Here is a 21,061-nt window from a genome sequence, read left to right as displayed (position 1 = left end):
TCTTCCTGAGCATTGATTTAAAACAGTTTGTACACGATGTTCAGAATGGTCAGCAGGCCGACCACGGTCACGAAGATGTTCTCGGTCCGGCCTTTGTATTTCGCCAGCGCAGGCGCCTTGCGGATGGCGTACATCGGCAACAGGCACAGCAGAGAGGCGATAATTGGCGCACCCATGGCTTCAATGAGGTCCAGAATGTTCGGGTTGGCATAGGCCACAATCCACGTGGAGCCCATGATAAAGACCATGCTGATGGTGTTCAGCTTGCCGACGGAGACGTTCTTCTTGTCGCCCTTGTAGCCGAACTTGACGATCAGGCCGTTCAGCCCCTCCAGCGTGCCCAGGTAGTGGCCGAAGAAGGATTTAAAGATAGCGACCAGCGCGATGATGGACGCACCGTACTCCAGTACCGTGGCGAACGTGGATTTACTGCCTGACATCGACGCAAAGTGGTTCGCCAGGTAAGAGAGCACCGGAATGTTCTGCGCTTTGGCGTCCGCCATGTTCTGCGGAGAGAGCGTAAACAGACAGCTAAACGCAAAGAACATCACCACCGCCACCATCAGCAGGCTGGCGCGACCGATGATTTTGGAACATTTCTGCTCGGTGAATTCTTTACCAAATTCCGGCTCGTACTCTTCGCGCTTGGAGACCACAAACGAGGAGACGATAGGCGAGAAGTTGAAGGAGAAGACCATGATGGAGATCCCCAACCACACCGTGACCAGAATGCCGTCATGACCGGTAAAGGCGATATCGCTCAGGTTAACCTGGTCGATCACCGCTGAGTTCCAGTACGGGATTAGCGAGAGAGAAATCAGTACCAGGCTGGCGATGAACGGGAACACCAGGTAGCTCATCACCTTCACCATCAGGTCTTTACCGAACCAGATCACAAAGGCCATCAGCAGCAGCAGGAACAGCGCCACCACGCCACGGTTCAGGGCAGGCATCTGGAGCTGGTTCTCCCAGAAGGTCATAAAGGTGTTGGTAATGGTGACGCCGTAAATCCACAGCAGCGGACAAATGGCAAAGAAGTAGAGGAAGGTGATCACCACCCCGCCGGTCTTCCCAAAATGCTCTTCCACCGTTTCGGTGATATTGCCGGAGACGTTACTGCCGGACAAACACAGACGCGCCAGCGCGCGGTGGCAGTAGAAGGCAATCGGGTAGGCGAGTAACAGCATCAGCAGGATGGGGATCAAGCCGCCAAAGCCTGCGCGGATGGGGAAGAACAGCACGCCTGCGCCAATGGCGGTACCAAACAGGCCGAGCGTCCAGGTGGTATCCGATTTACGCCAGGTGGACGTTTTTGTCTGGCCAACGGTAATGCTTTCAGTGTTGCTCATAGGTCATCCTTACGCGTCAACGAAGCCGGTAATTTGGGAAACACGAGAGAGATCGATATTGCCGCCGGAAATAATGCAGACGGTTTTTCGCCCCTGGATATAGTGGTCAAGCTTGCCGCTTAATAGCGCCGCGCACGCCAGCGCGCCCGCGCCTTCTGTCACCACTTTATTTCGCTGAATAAGCGCGATCATGCTGTTGCGAATCTCGTCTTCGCTGACCAGCACAATGTCATCGACCAATTCACGAACAATTTCGAAGGTTAATTTCCCCGGACGAGACACGTCGCAGCCGTCGGCTAATGTGCCGGTAACACGATGATTGGTTATTTCTCCGGCCTGATACGAAGCCGCCATTCCGTGCACGTTTTCAGACTGCACGCCGATAATATTAATGGTCGGGTTGATGGATTTAATCGCCGTAGCAATACCGGCAATTAAACCGCCACCGCCGATGGGGACAATCACATTATCCACGTCGTATAAATCTTCGAGGATTTCGAGGCCGATGGTGCCCTGGCCGGCAATGACTTTCGGATCGTCGTAAGGCGGGATAAATATGCGTCCTTCCATCTCGACGATTTCGCTCACTTTGGCAATGGTGTCGTTGAAGTTCTCGCCGTGCAGCACCACTTCCGCCGAGTAGTCGCGCGTGGCGGCAACCTTGGATTTCGGCGCGCCCATTGGCATGACCACTTTGCCGTCAATGCCGAGCATAGCGCAGGAGAGCGACACCCCCTGCGCGTGGTTCCCCGCCGAGCAGGCCACCACGCCCTTGCGTTTTTCCGCATCGGTCAGCGAGCTTAATTTATTAAACGCCCCACGTATTTTAAACGAACCGGTACGCTGCATATTTTCAAATTTCAGGAATATCTCACCCTTACACCGTTCGCTCAGATAATTCGAGCGCGGCATACCGGTTTTATAGATCTTTCCCGCCAGTCTTTTTCTGGCGTCCTGAATATCTTCAATGGTCACCGGGAGATCGTAAGTAATGTGCATAATATCCTCGTTATAATAATTCATTCTTTTCAGGCAAAGTCAGGGTATCAGAGCGTTAAAAAGCGTCGCTCCGGGTGTTTTAAATCATCATTATTTCTATCGTCGTTTTTCGGTATTCATCGACGAATATTGTTTTGCCAGTTCAACTAATACTGACGCCGATTTTTTAATACTGTAATTTTTTGACCATACGGCGGCATAACGCGCCACGGGTAATTCATCTTCCACCGGCAGGACAATAAACTGGTCCGAGCCGAAGGGCGCAATCATGTCACGGGGGATCACCGTCAGGTAATCGGCATTGAGGACAAGGTTATAGATGGTGACGACGGAATCGGTCTGGACGATGTTTTCAATGCTGATGTGGTTGTCTTTCAGGGTGGTCAGGAGTTCGTTGTAGTAGCCCATATCGGTTTGCGGCATCACCCACTGCTCGTGCGTGAGCGATGCCAGTCTGGTCGGGCCGGTGCACGTTCGTGATTTACTCGCCACCAGCACAAACTCGGATTCAAACAGTGGCTCAACGTGAAGATCCTGAAGCTGCATCCCGTCGCTCAGCGTGCCGATGGCGAAATCCAGTCGGCCATCGCGAATGGCGGGCAGGAATGAAGAGAGCTGCGCTTCATACATGGAGACGCGCGCCTTCGGGAACACTTCCTTGAATTTTTTGATCATCCCGGACAGGAAGGTGAAGCCAATCAGCGACGGATAGCCGAAGGAGACGTCCATGACGGTACTGAAACTGAGGCTGTTGATCTCGCTCACCATGTTTTTCATTTCGCGGGTGATCGACTCAGCGTAGGACAGCAGCACCTGACCGGCGGCAGTAAGTTTTACGCCGGTGTTTTTACGCACCATCACTTCCACCCCAAAGTAGGATTCGATGTCGCTGATGATTTTGCTGACGGCGGGTTGCGTCAATCCCAGTTGTCTTGCAGCAGAACCTATGGAGCCACTTTTGATGACTTCCTGAAATACCACGAGGTGCTGTGTTTTCGGTAGAATAATAGTATTCATAATATTCTGCGCTTATATCCCTATGACGCAGCGGATTCTACCCAATATTACTTACAGGGGTATGTGCTGTTACTCACAATTTGCCAGAATACCCAGTTTTCAAACGCAGCCAATTACGATTTATCTCTTTATTAATCAATAAGTTACTACAATAAAAATACGCAATTACGCTGATATTGATCAATAAAAAATGAGGTAATAAATTTATTTTATGGCAATAACCTGTGTGGATTTTTTCGCCTTATAAATATTAATAAAGGCTATCTTTCAGGCAATTAAAGGTTAATAAAACACCATTATTCTTTTAAAATATTTTTGTAGTTTATCAACTGCATCAGGAATATTTATTCGGTTTCCGGTTAAAGAGAGGGATATATCACACATTCACCAGAAGAATGTTTTTAATTTCAATATTCGCTTATCAAATACAAAACATTTCGTATCATAAAGCCAACAAGTGCAACATCAAATCAACACTAAATTTTTCTCATTTTATAGCGTTAAATTTTGTGATTACGATCATGTGCAGCAGATGAGAGGAATGACGGGCGGAGCGAATAGTGAAATGTGCTTAGCGTCGCAAAATTAAGAATTGATGTCGTTTAGCGCTACACTCACCCACTCTTCAGCAACCTTCAGAAAGCAAAAACCCCGCCGAAGCGGGGTTTCGTAAGAAGTTGAAGCTGACCGATAAGCCGGGTTCTGTCGTGGACAGTCATTCATCTAGGCCAGCAATCGCTCACTGGCTCAAGCAGCCTACCCGGGTTCAGTACGGGCCGTACCATGTGAACCCCTATTTGGCCTTGCTCCGGGTGGAGTTTACCGTGCCACGGACTGTTACCAGCCGCGCGGTGCGCTCTTACCGCACCCTTTCACCCTTACCTGATCCCGCTTGCGCGGGCCATCGGCGGTTTGCTCTCTGTTGCACTGGTCGTGGGTTTCCCCCCCAGGCGTTACCTGGCACCCTGCCCTGTGGAGCCCGGACTTTCCTCCCCTCCGCCCGTCTCCCCCGAAAGGGACGACGACGAAGCGGCGACTGTCTGGTCAGCTTCGGCGCGCAGTATAGAGGGTTTGCGCGCCGCTGTCACCCCTGGCTACGCATGCCTACCTGCAATGTGGCCGCGATATTCCGCGAGGCGCGGTAAATGTTGTCGTACGCTCCCTGGAACGCCTCTTCCAGTGAACCGATGCTGGTCAGTACGCTGAACACCGCGTCGATGCCGTACTGATGCACCACACCCACATCCTGCGTCAGACTTCCGGCAATCCCGATCACTGGCTTATGGTATTTTTTGGCGACGCTCGCCACGCCGACGGGTACTTTGCCATTAATGCTCTGGCTGTCGATGCGCCCTTCCCCCGTCAGCACCCAGGTGCAGTCGTGAATATGTTCCTCAAGATTCAGCGCCTGGGTGACAATATCAACGCCGCTTTTCAGCTCTGCGCCCAGAAAGGCCATCAGCGCCGCGCCCATGCCGCCTGCGGCACCTGCCCCCGGCACCAGGCTGACGTCAATGCGCAGCGATTTTTTGATCACGTCGGCATAGTGACTAAGATTGGCGTCGAGTTCGAGGATCATCGCCTCCGTCGCCCCTTTTTGCGGACCAAAGATACGCGACGCGCCGCTTTCACCGATAAGCGGATTCGTCACGTCACAAGCAACGCGGATTGTGCACCCCTGAAGACGCGGATCGAGATCCGAAATATCAATATGGTTAAGCGCCATCAGGCTGCCGCCGCCGTAGCCGATTTCCGTTCCGTTCGCATCCGTAAAATTCGCGCCCAGCGCCTGCATCATGCCCGCGCCCCCATCGTTGGTTGCGCTCCCGCCGATACCGATAATGATGTTGCGCGCGCCTTTATCCAGCGCGCGGAGGATCAGCTCCCCCGTCCCGCGCGACGTCGTGACCAGCGGGTTACGCTGCGCGGGAGGAACGAGCGCCAGACCGCTGGCGGCGGCCATCTCGATAAACGCGGTGGTACCGTCGCCCGAGATCCCCCAGCTGGCCTTCACCTTTTCCCCTAACGGGCCGGTGACGACAGCCTGCTGCCAGGCGCCCTGCGTCGCGGCGATCATCGCTTCAACCGTACCTTCTCCGCCGTCAGCAACGGGAACAGATACGTAACGAGCGTCGGGGAAAATTTCCCGAAATCCTTTTTCTATCGCCTGCGCCACCTCAGTGGCAGACAGGCTTTCTTTATAAGAGTCTGGCGCGATTACGATTTTCATAGTTGTATGCCTGAGCCGTAGGCCCGGTAAGCGTAACGCCACCGGGCAGGACGTCATTAGCGAGCAATTTCAACCTTCGCCAGTTTTTCGTAATAGCACGCTAACGCGCTGTGATCGGCGGTGCCCAGACCGTCCGCACGCAGCGCCTGCATCATCTCCATGACGGCGGCAGTCAGCGGCAGCTGCGCCCCCACGCCGTGGGAGGTATCCAGCGCATTCGCCAGATCCTTAATGTGCAGGTCAATGCGGAAGCCCGGCTTGAAGTTACGATCCATCACCATCGGCGCCTTGGCATCCAGCACGGTGCTGCCCGCCAGACCTCCGCGAATGGCCTGATAGACCAGATCCGGATTAACGCCCGCTTTGGTGGCCAGCGTCAGCGCTTCGGACATGGCCGCAATATTCAGCGCCACGATGACCTGGTTTGCCAGCTTGGTGACGTTGCCTGCGCCAATTTCACCGGCGTGCACCACGGAGCCGGCCATGGCTTTCATCAGGTCGTAGTATTTGTCGAAGACGGCCTTATCGCCGCCGACCATTACCGACAGGGTACCGTCGATGGCTTTCGGCTCGCCGCCGCTGACCGGCGCATCCAGCATCTCCACGCCTTTCGCTTTCAGCGCCTCGCTGATTTCGCGGCTTGCCAGCGGTGCGATAGAACTCATGTCGATCACCACAAGGCCCGGCTTCGCGCCGTCGATAATGCCGTTCTCACCCAGCGCCACCTCTTTCACGTGCGGGGAGTTTGGCAGCATGGTGATAATGACGTCACACTGCTCGGCAATCGCTTTTGCGGTTGTCGCCGTTTCTGCGCCAGCCGCAATCACCTCTGCCACCGCGTCTGAATTACGATCTAAAACCACCAGTGAGTAACCTGCTTTGATGAGGTTTTTGCTCATTGGTTTGCCCATGATACCCAGGCCAATAAAACCCACTTTCAGCGTCATAATCTGTTTCCTCAATGATGGTTATTTTTTAAAAGCGTCCGCTAATTTCTGCGTGGCGGCGCGGAATACGCCGAGGTCGCTGCCGACGGCAACAAACGTTGCGCCCCACTCCAGGTAGCGGCGGGCATCGGCTTCCACTGGCGCCAGAATGCCGCACGGTTTACCGTGCGCTTTGGCACGGGCAAAAATGTGCTGAATGGCGCGCTGCACGTCCGGGTGGCTGGCATTGCCCAGATGACCAAAAGCGGCCGCCAGATCGCTCGGGCCGACGAAAATGCCGTCTACCCCCTCCGTCGCGGCAATGGCGTCGACGTTATCGACCCCCTGCTGGCTCTCGATCTGAACCAGAATGGTGATGTTCTTGTTGGACTGGGCGAAATAGTCCGGCACGGTGCCAAACATGTTGGCGCGGTGCGAGACGGACACGCCGCGGATCCCTTCCGGCGGATAGCGGGTCGCCGCCACGGCCAACACCGCTTCTTCTTCCGTTTCAACAAACGGGATCAGGAAGTTATAGAAGCCGATATCCAGCAGACGCTTAACGATCACCGGCTCGTTGGTGGGCACACGCACCACCGGCGCGCTGTGGCTGCCTTTCAGCGCCATCAGCTGCGGAATAAACGTACTGATATCGTTTGGCGCATGTTCGCCGTCCAGCACCAGCCAGTCGAACCCGGCCAGGCCCAGCACTTCGGTGCTAATGGGGTTGGCCAGCGCAGACCAGCAGCCAATCTGAATCTGATGCGCCGCAAGGGCCGCTTTAAATTTATTCGGGAAGATGTCGTTACTCATTACTTATACCTTTTTTAATTCCGCAGTTTTAGACAGGATTTTTTTATTTATTCCAACTCAACGTCAGGGTTATATTTATTTTCCTGCCTGAATTTTGGCGTTATAAAATCGTCATTCAGTATAATCGTCACCACACGGCAGTACATTGTTTCAATGCTCAATTATCCGTCAGGAGTTGAACGCTATTTTGAGCATATGCCCAATACAGTGGGCGCTGATGCACAGAATCAACGATTAGTGGTTCGGGCGCGATCGCGATCACATTCTCACCTTTCCTCACCTGACATTCTTTATTTCTTCAACAAGAAACAATTAACCATCTGGCTATATTTAGTATCAGATATTTTGCTGGAGAAGAGTGAACAATGGCCGATATTGAAATTCGACAGGCGTCGCCGACGGCGTTCTATATAAAAGTGCACGATACCGATAACGTGGCGATTATTGTCAACGACAATGGCTTAAAAGCTGGTACCCGCTTTCCGGATGGCCTGGAGCTGATTGAGCACGTTCCGCAGGGGCATAAAGTCGCACTGGTCGACATCCCGGCGCACGGCGAAATCGTGCGCTACGGCGAAGTCATCGGCTATGCGGTGCGCGCTATCCCGCAGGGTAGCTGGATTGAAGAGTCGCTGGTTGAGCTGCCCACCGCCCCGCCGCTGGAGACGTTGCCGCTGGCCACCCGCGTCCCTGAGCCGTTGCCTCCGCTGGAGGGTTATACCTTCGAAGGCTACCGCAACGCGGACGGTAGCGTGGGAACCAAAAACCTGCTTGGCATCACCACCAGCGTGCATTGCGTGGCGGGCGTCGTGGATTACGTGGTGAAAATCATTGAGCGCGATCTGCTGCCGAAATATCCCAACGTTGACGGCGTGGTGGGTCTTAACCACCTGTACGGCTGCGGCGTGGCGATCAACGCGCCCGCAGCGGTCGTGCCGATCCGCACGATTCACAATATCGCCCTTAACCCAAACTTTGGCGGTGAGGTAATGGTGATTGGCCTCGGCTGTGAAAAGTTGCAGCCTGAACGCCTGTTGCAGGGTACTGAGGATGTGAAAGCCATTCCGGTTGACGATGCCAGTATTGTGCGACTTCAGGATGAACACCATGTCGGCTTCAGATCGATGGTCGACGACATTTTACAGGTAGCAGAGCGCCATCTGGAGAAGCTGAACAAACGTCAGCGTGAAACCTGCCCGGCCTCTGAACTGGTCGTTGGGACACAGTGTGGCGGCAGCGATGCGTTTTCCGGCGTCACCGCTAACCCGGCGGTGGGTTATGCCTCCGATCTGTTCGTGCGCTGCGGCGCCACGGTGATGTTCTCCGAAGTCACCGAAGTGCGTGATGCTATCCACCTGCTCACGCCGCGCGCCGTCAACGAAGAGGTGGGCAAACGCCTGCTGGAGGAGATGGCCTGGTACGATAATTATCTCGACATGGGCAAAACCGACCGCAGCGCCAACCCGTCTCCGGGTAACAAGAAAGGCGGCCTGGCGAACGTGGTGGAAAAAGCCCTCGGGTCGATTGCCAAATCCGGCCAGAGCGCGATTGTGGAAGTGCTCTCGCCTGGCCAGCGACCAACCAAACGCGGCCTGATATACGCGGCAACGCCTGCCAGCGATTTCGTGTGCGGCACCCAGCAGGTGGCGTCCGGTATAACGGTACAGGTCTTTACCACCGGGCGCGGCACGCCGTACGGCCTGATGGCGGTACCGGTGATCAAAATGGCGACCCGCACCGAGCTGGCAAACCGCTGGTATGACTTAATGGATATTAACGCGGGCACCATCGCCACCGGGGAAGAGAGTATTGAAGAGGTGGGCTGGAAGCTATTCCACTTCATTCTGGATGTGGCAAGCGGACGGAAGAAAACCTTCTCCGATCAATGGGGATTGCATAACTCGCTGGCGGTGTTTAACCCGGCGCCGGTGACGTGATGGCCCCTCACCCTGCCCTCTCCCCATAGGGGAGAGGGTAAAAAAAACGCACCGGGCAGTCCCCTCTCCCCTATGGAGCTGAGGGTTCCCCACAAAATAATGCCTGCACAGACGGCCCCCTCTCCCTTGAGGGAGAGGGCTGGGGTGAGGGGGAACATACGGCTCTGGTGGTCATTCCGTTCACTTTATGTTCCTTGCTACTCTGTCACGACATGACCGGTGAACGTGCCAGGGTGGCTCAGTCGCCACCACCCTGGCGACCCGGGCTTCCGGCGGAAAATCGCCGCTTCGCGGTGCCTTCGGCTTATTCCTTCCGGCTTATCGGGGACGGGCGGAGGTAACATCCCTGTAAAGCCCGCCCTCTCGGCGCATCCCTGCGCCTCGCCCCGGCCGGAAGGCAAACGCCTCAGCGATTTACAGCCGGACCGAGGCATCGCTGAAAGCCCTCAGTTATTCTGAGGCAACGTTATCGCTTTTGCTTTCAAATTACTGGGGAACCCTCTCCCTATGGGGAGAGGGTTAGGGAGAGGGGAAAAGCCCCTTTAGACCAGCACCACATCGATCCCGCTTTTGCGTAATCCTTCAAGGCTCTCCGCCGGAATACCTTCATCAACGATAATCATGTCGATCCGCTGAGTATCAATGATTTTATGCAGGCTTGAGCGGTTAAACTTGCTGGAGTCGGTCACAACGATAATGCGCTCCGCCACCTCGCACATTTTCCGGTTCAGACGGGCTTCATCCTCGTTGTGCGTACTCACCCCCCGGTCGAGATCGATGGCATCGACGCCCAGGAACAGCAGGTCAAAATGGTAATTCTGTAAGGACTGCTCCGCCTGGTCGCCGTAGAAGGACTGCGACTGACGGCGCAAGTGCCCGCCGGTCATCAGCAGCTCTACGCCCTCCGCTTCCAGCAGCGCGTTTGCCACGTTCATCCCGTTGGTCATGGCAATGACATCGGTATGCTGGCGCAGCATGCGGGCAATTTCAAAGGTCGTGGTGCCGGAGTCCAGAATAATGCGGTGACCCGGCTTGACCAGTTCAGCCGCCGCCTGCGCGATGCTGCGCTTCACTGCCGTATTAAGGGAACTTTTGTCCTCAACGGACGGCTCCACGCCGGGGGCATTGCCTTCGCAAATCAGCGCGCCGCCGTAAGCGCGAACGGCAATCCCCTGCTTTTCCAGAAAGGCCAGATCGTTACGGATCGTCACCGTCGACACGCCGTATAAAAGAGAAAGATCGTTAACCTGCACGCTTCCCTGCGCCCGCAACCGCTGAATGATCTGCTCTCGCCTTTCACTGGTGCCGGTGATGCGCTTCTCTGCGGATGAATCGGTGCTGCTCATACGAGCTCCTTAGTGAATACACTTTCGTTTCATTTCGTTTTGCTTATTAACGCCTTTCTTTTGAGGGAATGCAAGCCCTGTATGGTGGGCAGACGCAAGCTTAACTGTCGCTGAAACCTTTCATTATGTTTCTTTTGTGAAACAGATCGGAAAACCATTATCTTTCGTTTTATTTTTACCTCGCCATAATGCAGTATCAAATGAAACAAAACGAAAGATGAATGCCAACACCATCCGAACTGGAGAGGAAAGTGAAACATCTGACAGAAATGGTGGAACAACATAAACGGGGGAATACAAACGGGATTTATGCCGTCTGTTCCGCACATCCACTGGTACTTGAAGCTACACTACGTTACGCCCATTCACAACAGACGCCTCTGCTGATTGAAGCCACCTCAAACCAGGTGGATCAGTTTGGCGGCTATACCGGTATGACGCCCGCCGATTTTTATGGGTTTGTCTGTAAGCTGGCGGGATCTCTCGGTTTCCCCACCTCGCAGCTGATCCTTGGCGGCGATCATTTAGGTCCAAACCGCTGGCAAAACCTGCCGGCTTCGCAGGCGATGGCGAACGCCGACGATCTGATCAGGAGCTACGTGGCGGCCGGGTTTAAAAAAATTCACCTCGATTGCAGCATGTCCTGCGAAGACGACCCGGTTCCTTTAACCGATGCAATCGTTGCCGGGCGTGCCGCTCGGCTGGCTAAAATTGCCGAAACCACCTGTCTTGAGCAATTTGGCGTGGCCGATCTGGTCTACGTTATCGGCACGGAAGTTCCGGTTCCCGGTGGGGCACACGAAACGCTGACCGAGCTTGAAGTCACCACGCCAGAAGCGGCACGCGCCACGCTTGAGGCGCACCGCCACGCATTCGAGAAGGAAGGGTTAAGCGACATCTGGCCGCGCATTATTGGTCTGGTCGTTCAGCCTGGCGTTGAGTTCGACCATGCGCACGTGTGTGACTATCAACCGCATAAAGCCGTCGCGCTGAGCAAGATGGTTGAAGCCTACGACACGCTGGTATTTGAAGCACACTCTACCGATTACCAGACGCCGCAGGCGCTGCGCCAGTTGGTGAAAGATCACTTCGCCATTCTGAAAGTCGGCCCTGCGCTAACCTTCGCGCTGCGCGAAGCGCTGTTCTCACTGGCAGCAATTGAAGAAGAGTTGCTGCCGGCAAAAGCCTGCTCAGGGCTGCGTCACGTCCTGGAAAACGTGATGCTCGATCGCCCGGAATACTGGCAAAGCCACTACCACGGCGACGGCAATGCCCGACGCCTGGCGCGCGGTTACAGCTATTCCGACCGCGTGCGCTATTACTGGCCAGACAGCCAGATTGACGACGCCTTTGAGCGACTGGTACGCAACCTGGCGGATGAACCAATCCCGCTACCGCTGATCAGCCAGTATCTGCCGTTGCAGTACAGCAAAGTTCGCGATGGCGCTCTCAGGTCCACACCACGGGAACTCATCCTCGACCACATTCAGGACATACTCCAGCAGTACCATGCCGCCTGCGAAGGCGTAACGACTCAACACGCATAATTAAAAAGAGGAAAACGCTATGCCAAACATTGTCTTATGCCGCATTGATGAACGCCTGATCCACGGACAGGTGGGCGTACAGTGGGTGGGGTTTGCGGGGGCGAACCTGGTGCTGGTGGCAAATGACGAGGTTGCAGACGATCCGGTTCAGCAGAACCTGATGGAGATGGTGCTTGCGGAAGGCATCGCCGTGCGTTTCTGGTCCCTGCAAAAGGTGATCGACAACATTCATCGCGCCGCTGACCGCCAGAAGATTCTGCTGGTCTGTAAATCACCGGCTGATTTTTTAACGCTGGTCGAGGGCGGCGTGCCCATCACCCGTATCAACGTCGGAAATATGCATTACGCCAGTGGCAAACAGCAAATTGCCAAAACGGTATCTGTGGACGCGAGCGATATCGCCGCGTTTAACGGCCTGAAGGCGGCCGGAGTGGAATGCTTCGTTCAGGGCGTTCCAACAGAGACTGCTTTGGATCTCTTTAAACTGCTCTGAGGGATTCACAATGGAAATCAGTCTGTTGCAGGCTTTCGCGCTGGGGCTTCTCGCCTTTATAGCGGGCCTGGATATGTTTAACGGCTTAACACACATGCACCGCCCGGTGGTACTCGGGCCACTGGTTGGCCTGATTCTGGGCGATCTGCACACCGGAATTCTGACCGGCGGTACGTTAGAACTGGTCTGGATGGGTCTCGCGCCGCTGGCGGGCGCGCAGCCGCCAAACGTGATTATCGGCACCATCGTTGGCACCACATTTGCTATTACCACAGGCGTGAAGCCGGATGTCGCCGTTGGGGTCGCCGTGCCGTTTGCCGTGGCGGTTCAGATGGGGATCACTTTCCTCTTCTCGGTGATGTCCGGCGTGATGTCCCGCTGCGATCGCATGGCGGCTAACGCAGACACCCGTGGTATTGAACGGGTCAACTATCTGGCGCTGCTGGCGCTCGGCGTCTTCTACTTCCTGTGCGCGTTTCTGCCCATCTACTTTGGGGCCGAACACGCGAAAACCGCCATTGACGTGCTGCCGGAACGTCTGATCGACGGTCTCGGCGTCGCGGGCGGCATTATGCCAGCGATCGGCTTCGCCGTACTGCTGAAGATCATGATGAAAAACGTTTACATCCCTTACTTCATTATCGGCTTTGTCGCCGCGGCCTGGCTGAAACTCCCGGTGCTGGCGATTGCCGCGGCTGCGCTGGCGATGGCGCTGATCGACCTGCTGCGCAAATCGCCTGAACCCACGGCGCCTGCGGCCCAGAAAGAGGAATTTGAAGATGGCATCTAATCACACCACCCTGCCGGGCGTGTCTGAAAGTGAAGAAACACTGCTGACCGGCGTGAATGAAAACGTCTACGAAGACCAAAGTATTGGCGCTGAGCTAACGAAAAAGGATATTAACCGTGTCGCCTGGCGTTCCATGCTGCTACAGGCCTCGTTTAACTACGAGCGTATGCAGGCCTCCGGCTGGCTGTACGGGTTACTGCCCGCGCTGAAAAAGATCCACACCAATAAGCGGGACCTGGCGCGCGCCATGAAAGGCCATATGGGCTTCTTTAACACCCACCCGTTCCTGGTGACCTTCGTCATCGGCATTATTCTGGCAATGGAGCGTTCCAAGCAGGATGTGAACAGCATCCAGAGCACGAAAATTGCCGTCGGCGCACCGCTCGGAGGCATTGGTGACGCCATGTTCTGGCTGACTCTGCTACCCATTTGCGGGGGTATTGGTGCGAGCCTGGCGCTACAGGGATCCATTCTTGGCGCGGTGGTCTTTATCGTGCTGTTTAACGTGGTACACCTCGGCCTGCGTTTTGGCCTGGCGCACTATGCGTACCGAATGGGTGTCGCCGCGATCCCGCTGATCAAAGCCAACACCAAAAAAGTTGGCCATGCTGCGTCCATTGTCGGGATGACAGTGATTGGTGCGCTGGTGGCAACCTATGTGCGCCTGAATACCACCCTCGAGATTAAAGCCGGGGATGCAGTCGTCAAACTGCAAACCGATGTGATCGACAAGCTGATGCCCGCCTTTTTGCCGCTGGTCTACACCCTGACCATGTTCTGGCTGGTACGCCGTGGCTGGAGCCCGCTGCGCCTGATTGGAATCACCGTAGTGCTGGGCGTTGTCGGTAAATTCTGTCACTTCCTGTAAAAAGCAAAGAGGTTGCGATGTTAGGCATTATTTTGACGGGTCATGGCGGTTTTGCCAGCGGGCTGGAACAGGCGATGAAGCAAATCCTCGGCGAACAGCCGCAGTTTATCGCCATCGATTTTCCGGAAAGCTCCACCACTGCGCGGCTGACCGCGCAGCTTGAGCAGGCAGTGACTGAACTGGACGCAGAGCACGATATCGTGTTTCTCACCGATCTTCTCGGCGGTACGCCGTTTCGTGTGGCCTCTACCCTCGCGATGCAGCGCCCCGGCAGCGAAGTGATCGCCGGCACCAACCTCCAGCTTTTGCTGGAGATGGTTCTGGAGCGCGACGGGTTAAGCAGTGAAGCCTTTCGTTTGCAGGCGCTGGAGTGCGGCCATCGCGGCCTGACCAGCCTGGTGGATGAACTTGCACGCTGTCGCGAGGAAGCGCCCGCCGAGGAAGGGATATGAGCCAGCTGCTGCGCGCGCGTCGTCTGCTGACCGGGCAGGGCTGGCTGGATGACCATCAGCTGCGTATGGACAGAGGCGTCATCACCGCCATTGAGCCGATTCCGGCAGGGGTTAACGTCCGTGAGGCAGACCTGCTTTGCCCGGCATACATTGATATCCACGTCCATGGCGGCGCGGGTGTGGATGTGATGGATGATGCGCCCGACGTGCTGGACCGGCTAGCCATGCACAAAGCGCGTGAAGGCGTGGGGGCGTTTCTGCCTACTACCGTCACCGCTCCGCTTGAGGCGATCCATGGCGCGTTACGGCGCATTGCCCGACGCTGTCATGCCGGTGGCCCCGGCGCGCAGATTCTGGGCAGCTATCTGGAAGGCCCGTACTTTACGCCGCAGAACAAAGGGGCGCACCCGCCAGAACTGTTTCGCGAACTGGATCTCGCTGAACTTAATGAGCTGATTGCGGTTTCGCAGAACACGCTGCGGGTCGTGGCGCTTGCTCCGGAAAAAATGGATGCCCTGAAGGCGATCCTTCACCTCAAGCAAAAAGGGATACGCGTCATGCTGGGCCACAGCGCCGCTACCTACGCGCAAACCCTTGCCGCATTTGATGCAGGCGCAGCCGGGCTGGTGCACTGCTACAACGGCATGACGGGGTTACACCACCGGGAGCCAGGGATGGTTGGCGCTGGCCTTACGGACCCACGCGCGTGGCTGGAGCTTATTGCCGACGGGCATCACGTTCATCCTGGAGCCATGCGGCTGTGCTGTTGCTGCGCGAAGGATCGTACGGTGCTGATTACCGATGCCATGCAGGCGGCGGGTATGCCTGATGGGCGCTATACGTTGTGTGGTGAAAATGTCGAGATGCAGGGCGGCGTTGTCCGCACGGCCTCAGGCGGGCTGGCGGGCAGCACGCTCGCCCTGGATGCCACCGTGCGAAATATGGTGGAGCATACGGGGATTGCTTCAGAAAACGCTATCCATATGGCCTCGCTGCATCCCGCCCGTCTGCTCGGTATGGATCACCTGCTGGGATCGTTAGCACCTGGCAAACGCGCCAATATTATTGCGCTGGATGCGGGTTTACACCTTCGGCAGATCTGGATCCAGGGCCAGACTCTTTCCCTGTAGCCCTTTCAGAGTGTCTCCTTTCGGCCTTACGGAAAACGATCGTAAGGCCTTTCTTTTCCTTTCCTTAAGTTTCACCTTTCCTTTCGCGATCACACTTTTCGTTTTATTTCTTTTTCGCCATTGAACTTTCGATTTCTTTTCTATAGATTTTATTTAACTGCTAAAGTGAACAAGTGAAACGAAACGAAAGATAGCGACACGTTTGCCAGCGTCTGATGTGGAATTCACACGACTAAGGACTGAGTTATGCCACAAACCACTACCGCCACCACCGGCACCTGGACCGAAAAAGAGATCCGCCAGCAGCCAGCCAGCTGGCTTCGCTCGCTCAACAATATTGAGAAACTGCGCGCGTCGATCGACAGTTTTCTGACGCCACTGTTGCGCAAGCCCGATCTGCGAATCGTTCTGACCGGCGCGGGCACGTCCGCTTTTATCGGCGACATCATTGCGCCATGGCTTGCCAGCCACACGGGGAAAAACATCACCGCGATACCTACGACCGATCTGGTCACGAATCCGATGGATTATTTCAGCCCTGCGCACCCGCTGCTGCTGGTCTCTTTCGCCCGTTCTGGCAATAGCCCGGAGAGCGTCGCCGCCGTTGAGCTGGCGAATCAGTTTGTACCGGAGTGCTACCACCTGTCGATCACCTGTAATGAAGCGGGCAGCCTGTATCAGAATGCCGTCGACAGCGATAACGCCTGCGCTCTGCTCATGCCAGCCGAAACGCACGATCGCGGGTTCGCGATGACAAGCAGCATCACCACCATGATGGCGAGCTGCCTGGCGGTATTCGCTCCGGAAACGATCAACAGCAAAACGTTCCGCGACGTGTCCGATCGCTGTCAGGCGATCCTCACATCGCTTGGCGATTTCAGTCCCGGCGTCTTTGGTAACGAACCGTGGAAACGCATTGTTTATCTGGGCAGCGGCGGATTACAGGGCGCCGCACGGGAGTCTGCGCTGAAGGTGCTGGAGCTGACCGCCGGCAAGCTGGCGGCATTCTACGATTCGCCAACGGGTTTCCGTCACGGGCCTAAGTCGCTGGTGGACAACGAAACGCTGGTGGTCGTGTTTGTCTCCAGCCATCCGTACACGCGTCGGTACGATCTGGATCTGCTCGCCGAGCTGCGTCGCGATCGTCAGGCCATGCGCGTGGTAGCCATTTCAGCCGAAACGGATCCGGTCATTGAAGCTGGCCCGCATATCCTGCTGCCGCCTTCCCGTGCGTTTAACGATATGGAGCAAGCGTTCTGCTTCCTGATGTACGCCCAGGTCTTCGCACTGACCCAGTCTCTGCACGTTGGCAATACGCCGGATACGCCATCCGCCAGCGGTACGGTTAACCGTGTGGTCCAGGGCGTCGTTATTCATCCGTGGCAGGCTTAAGAGGACAGGCTCATGAGTATTATTTCTACCAAATATCTTTTGCAGGACGCACAGGCGAAGGGCTATGCCGTTCCGGCCTTTAACATCCATAACGCCGAGACGATCCAGGCGATCCTCGAAGTCTGTAGCGAAATGCGATCGCCGGTGATCCTCGCGGGTACGCCGGGGACGTTTAAACATATTGCGCTGGAAGAGATCTACGCCTTGTGCAGCGCATATTCCCTTACTTATGACATGCCGCTGGCGCTACACCTCGATCACCACGAATCGCTGGACGACATTCGCCGCAAAGTCCATGCCGGCGTACGTAGCGCAATGATCGACGGTAGCCATTACCCCTTCGAACAAAACGTCAAGCTGGTGAAATCGGTCGTCGATTTCTGCCACCTCAACGACTGTAGCGTCGAGGCCGAACTGGGCCGACTGGGTGGGGTGGAAGATGACATGAGCGTCGACGCTGAAAGCGCGTTCCTGACCGACCCGCAGGAAGCAAAACGCTTTGTCGAACTGACAGGCGTGGACAGCCTCGCCGTTGCCATCGGTACCGCGCACGGTCTCTATACCAAACGGCCAAAAATCGACTTCCAGCGGCTGGCCGAGATCCGCGAGGTAGTGTCAGTGCCGCTGGTGCTGCACGGTGCGAGCGATGTTCCGGATGAGGATGTTCGCCGCACCATTGCGCTGGGCGTCTGCAAAGTTAACGTCGCAACAGAGCTGAAAATCGCCTTCTCTGACGCAGTCAAAGCCTGGTTTGCCGAGAACCCACAGGGCAACGATCCGCGCTTCTACATGCGCGTCGGCATGGATGCCATGAAAGAGGTGGTCAGAAGCAAAATCACCGTCTGCGGCTCGGCGAACCGACTGCTGCTTCCGGCTGAAGCCTAAACCCATCGCGCATAACGTTAGTACCTAAAAAATAACTATAAGCCTCGCAAATATGAAGGCGCGTCCTTAAGCCGGACAGCGCCTTCCATTATCCTAAAAATCCGAGGAGTCCCTACATGACACAGGAAAAGTCGTTTAAATCGAAAGCGTGGGAGTTTTTCCAGAGCCTGGGAAAGACGTTTATGTTCCCGGTCTCGCTGTTGGCCTTTATGGGGTTGTTGTTAGGTATCGGTAGTTCAGTCACCAGCCCTTCTACCATCAAAAGTTTTCCCTTTCTGGGCGGCGAGTTAACGCAGCTCACCTTTGGTTTTATCGCCATGGTCGGCGGCTTTGCTTTTACCTATCTGCCGCTGATGTTTGCCATGGCGATCCCGATGGGCCTTGCCAGACGTAATAAAGCGGTGGGCGCTTTTGCCGGATTCGTTGGCTACATGCTGATGAACATGAGCATCAACTACTACCTGACCGCCACCCACCAGCTTGCGGATGCCGCCACCATGAGACAGGTGGGACAATCCATCGTGCTTGGCATTCAAACGCTGGAGATGGGCGTGCTCGGCGGCATTGTGGTAGGGGTGATCACCTACTTCCTGCACGAACGTTTTCAGGACACGGTGCTACACGACGCGTTTGCCTTCTTTAGCGGCATTCGTTTTGTACCGATTGTTACCGCCCTCACCCTGTCGCTGGTCGGCTTGTTCATCCCCCTGCTGTGGGAATATGTGGCAATGGGCATTGCCGGGATTGGTCATATCATCCAGAGCACCAGCGTCTTTGGGCCGTTCCTGTATGGCGTGGGCGTACTGCTGCTCAAACCTTTTGGCCTGCACCACATTCTGCTGGCAATGGTGCGCTTCACCCCGGCGGGCGGCATTGAGATGGTTAACGGTCAGGAAGTGGCCGGTGCGCTGAACATTTTCTACGCCGAGCTGAAAGCCGGCCTGCCGTTTAGCCCGCACGTTACGGCATTTTTATCGCAAGGGTTTATGCCGACCTTTATCTTCGGCCTGCCTGCCGTGGCTTACGCTATCTACCGCACCGCGCGCCCGGAAAACCGTCCGGTGATTAAAGGGCTGCTGCTTTCAGGCGTGCTGGTTTCAGTTGTCACGGGTATTTCAGAGCCGATTGAGTTCCTGTTCCTGTTTATTGCCCCTGTGCTTTACGCGTTTCATATCGTTATGTCTGGCCTGGCGCTGATGGTGATGGCGCTGCTCGGCGTCACCATCGGCAACACCGACGGCGGCATTCTGGATCTGCTGATCTTCGGCGTCATGCAGGGGATGTCGACCAAATGGTATCTGCTGTTCCCGGTGGGTATTGCCTGGTTTGCTATCTACTTCTTCGTCTTCCGCTGGTACATCCTCAGGCACGATATTAAAACGCCGGGCCGTGAGGTTGACGCGCAGGGTGCGCTCCAGGCGGTAGAGGCCAATACCCGGGCACGTGGAAAATCAAAATACGATCATGGGCTTATTCTTCGCGCGCTTGGCGGTAAAGAGAATATTGAGTCGCTCGACAACTGCATCACCCGCTTACGTCTGGTGGTGAAAGATATGGGGCTTATCGACCAGCAGGCGCTGAAGGCCGCGGGCGCCTTGTCAGTCGTGGTGCTTGATGCCCACAGCGTTCAGGTGATCATCGGCCCGCAGGTGCAGAGCGTCAAATCCGGCATTGAAGCCTTAATTTAACAGGGGGACGTTGTGTTTGATTTCGACAGAATCATTGAGCGTAAAAGCGATAAATGCCGTAAATGGGATCATGCGTTTGTGTGCTCGCGTTTCGGTGATGTCCCGGAGGGATTTATCCCGCTGTGGATAGCAGACATGGATTTCACCTCGCCACCCGCCGTGATTGAAGGCTTCCAGCGCATCGTGGAGCATGGCACCTTCGGTTACACCTGGTGCTTCGACGAATTCTACGATGCGGTCATCGCCTTCCAGCGCACCCGTCATCAGGTTGAGGTGCATAAGTCATGGATCACCCTGACCTACGGCACCGTTTCCACGCTGCACTATACGGTTCAGGCGTTCTGCAAACCCGGCGACTGCGTGATGATGAACACCCCGGTGTATGACCCGTTTGCGATGGCGACACAGCGACAGGGCGTGCGGGTGCTTGCAAATCCGCTGAGCGTGAAGGAAAACCGCTATCACCTGGATTTTAATCTGATTGAAGTTCAGCTCAAAACTCACCGTCCAAAACTGTGGTTCTTCTGCTCGCCGCATAACCCTTCGGGCCGAATCTGGCGCGCGGATGAGATACGTCAGGTGTCCGATCTCTGTAAGCGCTACGGCACGATTCTGGTGGTTGATGAGGTTCACGCCGAGCACATTCTGGACGGTACATTCGTCAGTTGTCTGACTTCGGGCTGTGCCGCCCAGGATAACCTGATTGTGCTGACCTCCCCCAATAAAGCCTTCAACCTTGGCGGGCTAAAAACATCCTACTCAATGATTCCAGACGATTCGCTGCGCCAGCGTTTCCGCCAGCAGCTGGAGAAGAACTCCATTACCTCGCCCAATATCTTCGGCGTGTGGGGAATTATTCTGGCCTATCAGCAAGGTCTGCCATGGCTCGACGCGCTGAATGGTTATCTGCGCGGCAATGCCCGCTACCTTGCGGATGCCATCCAGACCCACTTCCCTGCATGGAAAATGATGAACCCGGAGTCGTCGTATCTCGCCTGGATAGACGTCAGTGCGGACGATCGCAGTGCGACGGCGCTAACCCAACATTTCGCAAAACAGGCTGGCGTGGTCATCGAAGATGGCAGCCACTACGTACAAAACGGCGAAAACTACCTGCGTATTAACTTCGGCACCCAGCGCTACTGGCTGGAACAGTCCATCAACCGAATGCTGAAGCATTACTGATAAGGATCTTACCC

At 55.6% G+C, this 21,061-nt stretch carries 18 protein-coding genes and 1 other RNA gene; 11 read left to right on the top strand and 8 right to left on the bottom strand.

What is annotated here, in order from left to right:
* Positions 1-17: 17 nt before the first annotated feature.
* The 7 genes from tdcC to garL form a co-directional block, all read right to left on the bottom strand.
* The gene (tdcC, locus tag G6Q29_RS17545) at positions 18-1,349 is read right to left on the bottom strand and encodes a threonine/serine transporter TdcC (protein WP_165466781.1); all 1,332 of its coding nucleotides are present in this window, start codon (positions 1,347-1,349) and stop codon (positions 18-20) included.
* Positions 1,350-1,358: 9 nt separating this feature from the next.
* Positions 1,359-2,348, bottom strand: coding sequence for a bifunctional threonine ammonia-lyase/L-serine ammonia-lyase TdcB (tdcB, locus tag G6Q29_RS17540; protein WP_062933444.1), 990 nt, complete (start codon positions 2,346-2,348; stop codon positions 1,359-1,361).
* A 96-nt stretch (positions 2,349-2,444) separates the two neighbouring features.
* Positions 2,445-3,365, bottom strand: a complete 921-nt coding sequence (gene tdcA / locus G6Q29_RS17535) for a transcriptional regulator TdcA (RefSeq protein ID WP_165466780.1) — start codon at positions 3,363-3,365, stop codon at positions 2,445-2,447.
* A gap of 675 nt (positions 3,366-4,040) precedes the next feature.
* An RNA gene (rnpB, locus tag G6Q29_RS17530) (RNase P RNA component class A) lies at positions 4,041-4,417 on the bottom strand.
* Between the two features lie 32 nt (positions 4,418-4,449).
* Entirely contained in the window at positions 4,450-5,595 is a 1,146-nt protein-coding gene (garK, locus tag G6Q29_RS17525; protein ID WP_165466779.1) for a glycerate 2-kinase, read from the bottom strand.
* A 56-nt stretch (positions 5,596-5,651) separates the two neighbouring features.
* The gene (gene garR / locus G6Q29_RS17520) at positions 5,652-6,542 is read right to left on the bottom strand and encodes a 2-hydroxy-3-oxopropionate reductase (RefSeq protein ID WP_165466778.1); all 891 of its coding nucleotides are present in this window, start codon (positions 6,540-6,542) and stop codon (positions 5,652-5,654) included.
* A gap of 21 nt (positions 6,543-6,563) precedes the next feature.
* Positions 6,564-7,334, bottom strand: a complete 771-nt coding sequence (garL, locus tag G6Q29_RS17515; protein WP_165466777.1) for a 2-dehydro-3-deoxyglucarate aldolase — start codon at positions 7,332-7,334, stop codon at positions 6,564-6,566.
* Positions 7,335-7,699: 365 nt separating this feature from the next.
* On the opposite strand from garL, the gene garD reads away from it, so the two are divergent.
* A complete protein-coding gene (gene garD / locus G6Q29_RS17510) occupies positions 7,700-9,271 on the top strand; it encodes a galactarate dehydratase (protein WP_045332929.1) in 1,572 nt (523 codons plus the stop codon).
* A gap of 542 nt (positions 9,272-9,813) precedes the next feature.
* On the opposite strand, the gene G6Q29_RS17505 is transcribed toward garD, so the two are convergent.
* Positions 9,814-10,617, bottom strand: coding sequence for a DeoR family transcriptional regulator (locus tag G6Q29_RS17505; protein WP_015571958.1), 804 nt, complete (start codon positions 10,615-10,617; stop codon positions 9,814-9,816).
* A gap of 251 nt (positions 10,618-10,868) precedes the next feature.
* On the opposite strand from G6Q29_RS17505, the gene kbaZ reads away from it, so the two are divergent.
* From kbaZ to G6Q29_RS17455, 10 genes are all read left to right on the top strand, one after another.
* The gene (kbaZ, locus tag G6Q29_RS17500; RefSeq protein WP_165466696.1) at positions 10,869-12,164 is read left to right on the top strand and encodes a tagatose-bisphosphate aldolase subunit KbaZ; all 1,296 of its coding nucleotides are present in this window, start codon (positions 10,869-10,871) and stop codon (positions 12,162-12,164) included.
* 19 nt (positions 12,165-12,183) lie between these two features.
* Positions 12,184-12,657: a PTS N-acetylgalactosamine transporter subunit IIB gene (agaV, locus tag G6Q29_RS17495; RefSeq protein WP_165466695.1), complete on the top strand. Its 474-nt coding sequence runs from the start codon at positions 12,184-12,186 to the stop codon at positions 12,655-12,657.
* 10 nt (positions 12,658-12,667) lie between these two features.
* Positions 12,668-13,447, top strand: a complete 780-nt coding sequence (gene agaW / locus G6Q29_RS17490) for a PTS N-acetylgalactosamine transporter subunit IIC (RefSeq protein ID WP_003861730.1) — start codon at positions 12,668-12,670, stop codon at positions 13,445-13,447.
* Entirely contained in the window at positions 13,437-14,315 is an 879-nt protein-coding gene (agaE, locus tag G6Q29_RS17485) for a PTS N-acetylgalactosamine transporter subunit IID (RefSeq protein ID WP_017693933.1), read from the top strand. The genes agaW and agaE overlap by 11 nt, the downstream gene beginning before the upstream one ends.
* A gap of 17 nt (positions 14,316-14,332) precedes the next feature.
* Positions 14,333-14,767, top strand: a complete 435-nt coding sequence (gene agaF / locus G6Q29_RS17480) for a PTS galactosamine/N-acetylgalactosamine transporter subunit IIA (RefSeq protein WP_165466694.1) — start codon at positions 14,333-14,335, stop codon at positions 14,765-14,767.
* Positions 14,764-15,897, top strand: coding sequence for an N-acetylglucosamine-6-phosphate deacetylase (gene nagA, locus G6Q29_RS17475; protein ID WP_165466693.1), 1,134 nt, complete (start codon positions 14,764-14,766; stop codon positions 15,895-15,897). The genes agaF and nagA overlap by 4 nt, the downstream gene beginning before the upstream one ends.
* A gap of 246 nt (positions 15,898-16,143) precedes the next feature.
* Entirely contained in the window at positions 16,144-17,289 is a 1,146-nt protein-coding gene (locus G6Q29_RS17470) for an SIS domain-containing protein (protein ID WP_165466692.1), read from the top strand.
* 12 nt (positions 17,290-17,301) lie between these two features.
* Positions 17,302-18,174, top strand: coding sequence for a tagatose-bisphosphate aldolase subunit KbaY (gene kbaY, locus G6Q29_RS17465; protein ID WP_165466691.1), 873 nt, complete (start codon positions 17,302-17,304; stop codon positions 18,172-18,174).
* Between the two features lie 116 nt (positions 18,175-18,290).
* Positions 18,291-19,862 (top strand): maltose/glucose-specific PTS transporter subunit IIBC, encoded by a 1,572-nt coding sequence (gene malX / locus G6Q29_RS17460; RefSeq protein ID WP_017693930.1) that lies wholly within the window; start codon positions 18,291-18,293, stop codon positions 19,860-19,862.
* Between the two features lie 12 nt (positions 19,863-19,874).
* Positions 19,875-21,047 (top strand): MalY/PatB family protein, encoded by a 1,173-nt coding sequence (locus G6Q29_RS17455; protein ID WP_165466690.1) that lies wholly within the window; start codon positions 19,875-19,877, stop codon positions 21,045-21,047.
* Positions 21,048-21,061 lie beyond the last annotated feature (14 nt).

It is taken from the genome of Enterobacter cloacae (assembly GCF_011078175.1).
GTDB lineage: Bacteria > Pseudomonadota > Gammaproteobacteria > Enterobacterales > Enterobacteriaceae > Enterobacter > Enterobacter cloacae_Q.
This window is presented reverse-complemented; position numbering and strand designations above follow the sequence as displayed.